At 60.2% G+C, this 5,947-nt stretch carries 3 protein-coding genes; 1 reads left to right on the top strand and 2 read right to left on the bottom strand.

Going from position 1 to position 5,947, the window contains the following annotated elements; genetic code table 11:
* Window positions 1-315: 315 nt before the first annotated feature.
* Both ACW5W8_RS23150 and ilvY read right to left on the bottom strand, forming a co-directional pair.
* Window positions 316-2,898 (bottom strand): bifunctional acetate--CoA ligase family protein/GNAT family N-acetyltransferase, encoded by a 2,583-nt coding sequence (locus ACW5W8_RS23150; protein ID WP_498630730.1) that lies wholly within the window; start codon window positions 2,896-2,898, stop codon window positions 316-318.
* 164 nt (window positions 2,899-3,062) lie between these two features.
* A complete protein-coding gene (ilvY, locus tag ACW5W8_RS23155) occupies window positions 3,063-3,956 on the bottom strand; it encodes an HTH-type transcriptional activator IlvY (protein ID WP_498630731.1) in 894 nt (297 codons plus the stop codon).
* Between the two features lie 221 nt (window positions 3,957-4,177).
* Here ilvY and ilvC point away from each other — a divergent pair, with 221 nt between their 5' ends.
* Complete coding sequence (ilvC, locus tag ACW5W8_RS23160; RefSeq protein ID WP_182933180.1) at window positions 4,178-5,659, top strand: ketol-acid reductoisomerase; 1,482 nt, start codon at window positions 4,178-4,180, stop codon at window positions 5,657-5,659.
* The last annotated feature ends 288 nt before the right edge of the window (window positions 5,660-5,947 follow it).

Here is a 5,947-nt window from a genome sequence, read left to right on the forward strand (position 1 = left end):
GGTAGTTCAGTCGGTTAGAATACCGGCCTGTCACGCCGGGGGTCGCGGGTTCGAGTCCCGTCCGCTCCGCCACTAATTTGAAGGCCTTCCCGATTGGGAAGGCCTTTTTGCTATGGGCGTTTTTTGCCCATTGAGTCTCATTTTTTCACACCAGAGCCCAGCCCCACGACCGGGCTTTGGTATTTTTAGCGTGTTAAACAGCCAATTTTTGGTTTTTACCTGCCAAGAAAGTGCCAGATAGCCTGCTATTCCCGCCATTGTTTAGCTATATCAGCTTCATTCACAACCATTTGAGCGAGTCTGCAGTCGGCCAAATCAGGCTTCTGCCGCCTGCTGACTACAGGGCAGCTTCATATTGACCACCCCCTCTTCCATTTGCACGTCGATCTTGAAGCCAAGCCGTTTGGCGAGGTTGACCATGCCACGATTGCTGGGCATGGTCATGCCGGATAGCTGGCCAATCCCCTGCTCTTTGGCATAACGGATGATCTTCTCCATCATCAATTTGCCGAGACCCACCCCTTTCAAGTCCGATCGCACCAGAATGGCAAACTCGGCATCGCTCTGGTCCGGGGTCGAGATAGCGCGTACCACGCCGAGGATTTGATCCTGCAGCTCGCCATCTTGCCCCACAGCCACGAAGGCCATCTCCCGGTCGTAATCGATCTGGGTCATGCGAGCCAGCTCTTCATGGCCCAGCTCGCCCACATCGGCAAAGAAGCGTTTGTACCTGTCTTCATTGGAGACCTGCAGCACGAACTGCTTGTGAGCCGGTTCATCTTCCGGCCGGATTGGGCGCAGCAGGATATGGCGCTGATCTTTAAGCCAGGCACCCTCCTCCAATTCGGTAGGATAGGGGCGGATCGCCAGTCGGTTGCTGGTCGGGATGGCGGGGTCAGCCAGTGTGAGGCTGGCATCCAGTACCACCATTTCGGCACCGCACGCTTGTAGCGGGTGCAGGTCCAGCTCCTGAATCTCCGGAAAGGCGAGCAATAGCTCGGAGAGCTGGCAGAGCACTTGACCGAGGGAATCGATATCCAGTCGCTCCGGTGTGGCCTGCTCACGGATCTTGCGACTCTTGAGTGCCCCGATGATCTGGTAACGAGCCAGCGCCTGATTGAGCGGTGGCAAGGCAGCCACCATCTCCTGCGGTTCGGCGCCCGATTCACCCAGCAGAATGACGGGGCCAAAGATGGCGTCTTGCTGGATACGTACCCGCAGCTCGAGGCCACCGCTGCGGCGAGCCATCCGCTGCACCAGCAAGCCTTCGATGCGGGCGCCCGGATCATGCTGTTTGACCCTGTCCAGAATGGCATCTGCGGCTTGTGCCACTTCGGCCGAGGTGCGCAGATTGAGCACTACCCCGTGTACGGCAGACTTGTGCAGGATATCGGGTGAGCGCAGTTTCACTGCCACCGGATAGCCGATCTGCTCTGCGGTCAGGGTCGCCTCGATGGCGTCGGTAACGATCCAGGTTGGCAGGGTCGAGAGACCTGCAGCTTGTAAAATCGGGTGCACCAAATGGGTATCCAGTCTCAGCTGCTTGCGCTCCTGTGCCTGGCGGATCAGCTGCTGGCACAGCTCGACATTGAGCTGGTTGCCATGCAGGGATGCCGGGGTTTCCATCAACTGCTTCTGGTTGCGGCGGTATTCCACCATGTGCATGAAGGCAGCCATGGCGCTTTCCGGTGTGCGGTAGGTCGGGAAGCCCGCCTCGGTAAAGAGCTTGCGTCCCTCCTGCGCCGAGTATTCACCCGCCCAGTTGGTGAGAATATTGAAACGGCGTGCTCTGGGATGCTGTTTCAGATGGGCGATAAGATGGCTGGCCAGCGGCGCACTCGGTGACGTGAGCGAGGGGGCGTGGATGATCAGGATGGCGTCGATGCCATCTTCCTGCAACACGTTGTCCAGCGCCTCCTGATAGGTGGTGATGGTGGCATCGCTGCCGATGTCGAGCGGCGGACGAGCCAGCTTGCCGCCCCGCTCCAGCAGTACATCCACTGCCATATTGGCCAGCCCGCGACCGTTGGAGATGATGGCAAGCCGCTCCCCCTTGAGGGTCATGGAGTGGCTCAGGGTTTCCACCGCGGCAAACAGTTCGTGGGTATCCCGTACCCGCAGCATGCCGGCGCGGCGGATGGCGGCATCATAGACATTGTCGAGGCCGTGGGCCGGTTCGTGGCGCCCGCTTTTTAGCACCAGGATCGGCTTGTTGCGCGAGGCTGCCCGCGCCGCCGAGAGAAAGTGGCGGGCGTCGTGCAACTTGTCCATGTAGATCAAGATGGCGCGGGTGACGCTGTCGCGGGAGAGCTGATCCAGCAGCTGGCCGAAGTCGATATCGCAGTGATCGCCAAGGGAGATGAAGGCGGAAAAGCCCAGTTCATGCTGCTTGGCCCAATCCAGAATGGTGGTGCTGACGGCGGCGGATTGCGACAGAAATGCGACTTGCCCCGGCTTGGCGGCAATGGGTGAGAAACTGGCGTTGATCCCCTGGCCAGGCAGCAGCATTCCCATGCTGTTGGGGCCGAGCAGGCGAATGCCATATTGCTGGCAGACCCGTTTCAGCTCCAGCCGCTCCTCGGGGGAAAAGTCGGCGGCCAGTATGATGGCTGCGCCCGCACCCTTTTGACCGAGCGCTTCCAGCAATGGCAAGACTCGCTCCCGCCTGGTGCAGATGATGGCGAGATCCGGGGTTAGCGGCAGGCTGGCGATATCGGGATAGGCCAGCACGCCGGCGATGGCCTTGTTACGCGGGGTGACAGGGAGGATGGGCCCTTTGAACTGGCCCGCCAGCAGGTGGCGCACTATCACATGACCCGCCTTGAGCGGGTCCGTCGAGGCGCCGATCACGGCGATTGAGTGGGGTTTGAACAGCCGATCCAGACCGCTTGCTTTCATGGGCACTCCCGACAAAAGAGGGAAGATACCAGTCTAATACGCCTTTGCTGCGGGTTCTGTGACCGGATCCTGATCACCGTTTGTTCAGGGCATTGGCACGCAGATAAATAGCCAGTCGGGTGCCCGCACGCCTGTCTGCACAGGCAGAGCCACAATCGTCGCTTTTAGCGCAGTGAAGTCTGGTTCTGCGCGGTATCCCAGAAGGCGCGGATCAGCGGCTCTTCCAGCCGCTTCTTGAGCACCCCGATCCCCACATCAAATGGCTTGAAGGCGGGTTTGAGGTCGATGATCCGCACCTTGTCACCGAGCGGGCTATGGTCGATTACCGCCGCAGGTACCAATCCTACGCCACAGCCGAGCGCCACCATGGCGACGATCCCCTCGTTACCCGCCACTTCGGCATAGATGTTGGGGGCGATCCCCTTGTTGCGAAACCACTGATCGCTGCGTTTGCGGGCCAAGCCCTGCTCGGAGAGGATGACTGGCAGCTGCTCCCAATCAGGTTCTCCCTGACGGAACCACTGGTTCAGTTGCGGGGCGTTGCGCGGCGCGATAAAGACCAGCGGCACCTGCTGCAGGCTGGCGAACTCCAGCTTGGCGGGCAGGGCATCGGGGCGGGCAGCGATGGCGAGATCTGTCTCGTCGGCCAGGATCTTGTCCACCGCCAGCGCCGGGTCGCCGGTCTCCAGCTTGATTTCCAGCTGGGGGTAGCGGCGGCGAAAGCGCTCCAGTACCTCGGGCAGCAGAAAGTAACTGGCGGTGACCGAGCAGAAGACTCGCAGCCGCCCCTGCAGCGGTTCATCGCTGCGTTTGAGCTCCTGCTTGAGCTGACGCCACTCCTGCAACAGGCCGCCGCCGAATTCGCGCAGCTTCTCGCCAGCGGGGGTGAGCCGCACCGAACGGTTGTCCCGCTCGAACAGGATGCAGCCGGTCTCCTGCTCCAGCCGCTGGATGGCGCGACTCAGGGTGGAGGGGCTGACCGCCATGGCATCGGCGCTTTTGCCGAAATGAAGGGAGTCGGCGAGGTGGAGAAACAGCTCAAGATTGCGAAGGTCCATCTTTCAGCTCCTGGCGCGGCATGTGTGCCCGATATCCAGCGGTTGGCGGCTTGTTTCTGCCATCTCGCGGTACATTCAGCAGGCAATTATGAAGGGTTAACGTTTCAGTTATTGCAACGTACTGTTTCGAATATATCAGTTCAGGCAATAAGTGTCCCGCGCTATAGTGGTTCAGACAACGCCGCTACCCGGCATGGAATCAATCGAACGGAGCAATCACCATGGCTAACTATTTCAACACCTTGAACCTGCGTCAGCAGTTGGCCCAGCTGGGCAAGTGTCGTTTCATGCAGCGCGAAGAGTTCGCGGACGGCTGCAACGTGCTGAAGGGCAAGAAGGTGGTGATTGTGGGCTGTGGTGCCCAGGGTCTGAACCAGGGTCTGAACATGCGTGACTCCGGGCTGGATATCTCCTACGCCCTGCGCAAGGCCGCCATCACCGAGAAGCGCGCCTCCTGGCAGAAGGCTACCGACAACGGTTTCGCGGTCGGCACCTATGAAGAGCTGATCCCGACCGCCGATCTGGTGCTGAACCTGACTCCGGACAAGCAGCACTCTGACGTGGTGAAGACCGTGATGCCGCTGATGAAGCAGGGCGCCGCATTGGGCTACTCCCACGGCTTCAACGTAGTGGAAGAGGGTCAGCAGATCCGCTCCGACATCACCGTCGTGATGGTGGCGCCGAAGTGCCCGGGCACCGAAGTGCGTGAAGAGTACAAGCGCGGTTTCGGCGTGCCGACCCTGATAGCCGTTCACCCGGAGAACGATCCCAAGGGCGAAGGCATGGCCATTGCCAAGGCGTGGGCCTCTGCTACCGGCGGCGACCGTGCCGGGGTGCTGGAGTCCTCCTTCGTAGCGGAAGTGAAATCCGACCTGATGGGCGAGCAGACTATCCTCTGCGGCATGCTGCAGGCTGGTTCCCTGCTCTGCTACGACAAGCTGGTTGCCGAAGGGACCGACAAGGCCTATGCCGGCAAGCTGATCCAGTTCGGTTGGGAGACCATCACCGAAGCCCTCAAGCAAGGTGGCATCAGCCTGATGATGGATCGCCTTTCCAACCCGGCCAAGCTGCGCGCCTTCGAGCTCTCCGAGCAGCTCAAGACCCTGATGCGCCCGCTGTTCGAGAAGCACATGGACGACATCATCGCCGGTGAGTTCTCCCGCGGCATGATGGCCGACTGGGCCGAAGACGATGCCAAGCTGTTCGGCTGGCGCGAAGAGACCGGCAAATCTGCCTTCGAAAATGCGCCGGCGTTTGCAGGCAAGATTGCCGAGCAGGAGTACTTTGACAATGGCGTGGTGATGGTGGCCATGGTCAAGGCGGGTGTCGAGCTGGCGTTCGAAACCATGGTGGCTTCCGGTATCTACGAGGAGTCTGCCTACTACGAATCCCTGCACGAGCTGCCGCTGATCGCCAACACCGTTGCTCGCAAGCGTCTGTACGAGATGAACGTGGTCATCTCCGATACCGCCGAGTACGGCAACTACCTGTTTGCCAACGCTGCAGTGCCGTTGCTGCGCGAGCACTTCATGCCGACCCTGAAAGCGGGCGATCTGGGCGCCAGCAAGGCGGAAGGGCAGAGCGTGGATAACCTGGCGCTGCTGGCGGCCAACGAAGCGACCCGCAACCACCCGATCGAAAAAATCGGCCAGGTACTGCGTGGTTATATGAAAGACATGAAACGCATCGCCGTTGGCGGTTAATCAGTTATGACCCGCAACCATGCCTGGTGCGAGAAGATCGGTCAGGTACTGCGCGGTTACATGAAGGACATGAAACGCATCGCCGTTGGCGGTTAAGTCTGCATCGGGCAGGATGATGAAGGGGCGGGGATGACGATCCCCGTCGCCGGTCGGACTGGACACCCGACCGGCCAGCCAGAAAAATCAGCCTGACAGTCATAAAAAAGGCTATGTCCCAATTACGTGTTGAAAGGCTAAGCTTGAAGTAGGCCATCACCTTGAGGTCTACCATCATGGATACCCCAGCCT

This window comes from Aeromonas aquatilis (genome assembly GCF_054052405.1).

Excerpts from the sequence above, each read along its gene's own strand:
- ilvY (WP_498630731.1), bottom strand. The coding sequence starts at position 3,956 with ATGGACCTTCGCAATCTTGAGCTGTTTCTCCACCTCGCCGACTCCCTT.
- ilvC (WP_182933180.1), top strand. The coding sequence starts at position 4,178 with ATGGCTAACTATTTCAACACCTTGAACCTGCGTCAGCAGTTGGCCCAG.
- ACW5W8_RS23150 (WP_498630730.1), bottom strand. The coding sequence starts at position 2,898 with ATGAAAGCAAGCGGTCTGGATCGGCTGTTCAAACCCCACTCAATCGCC.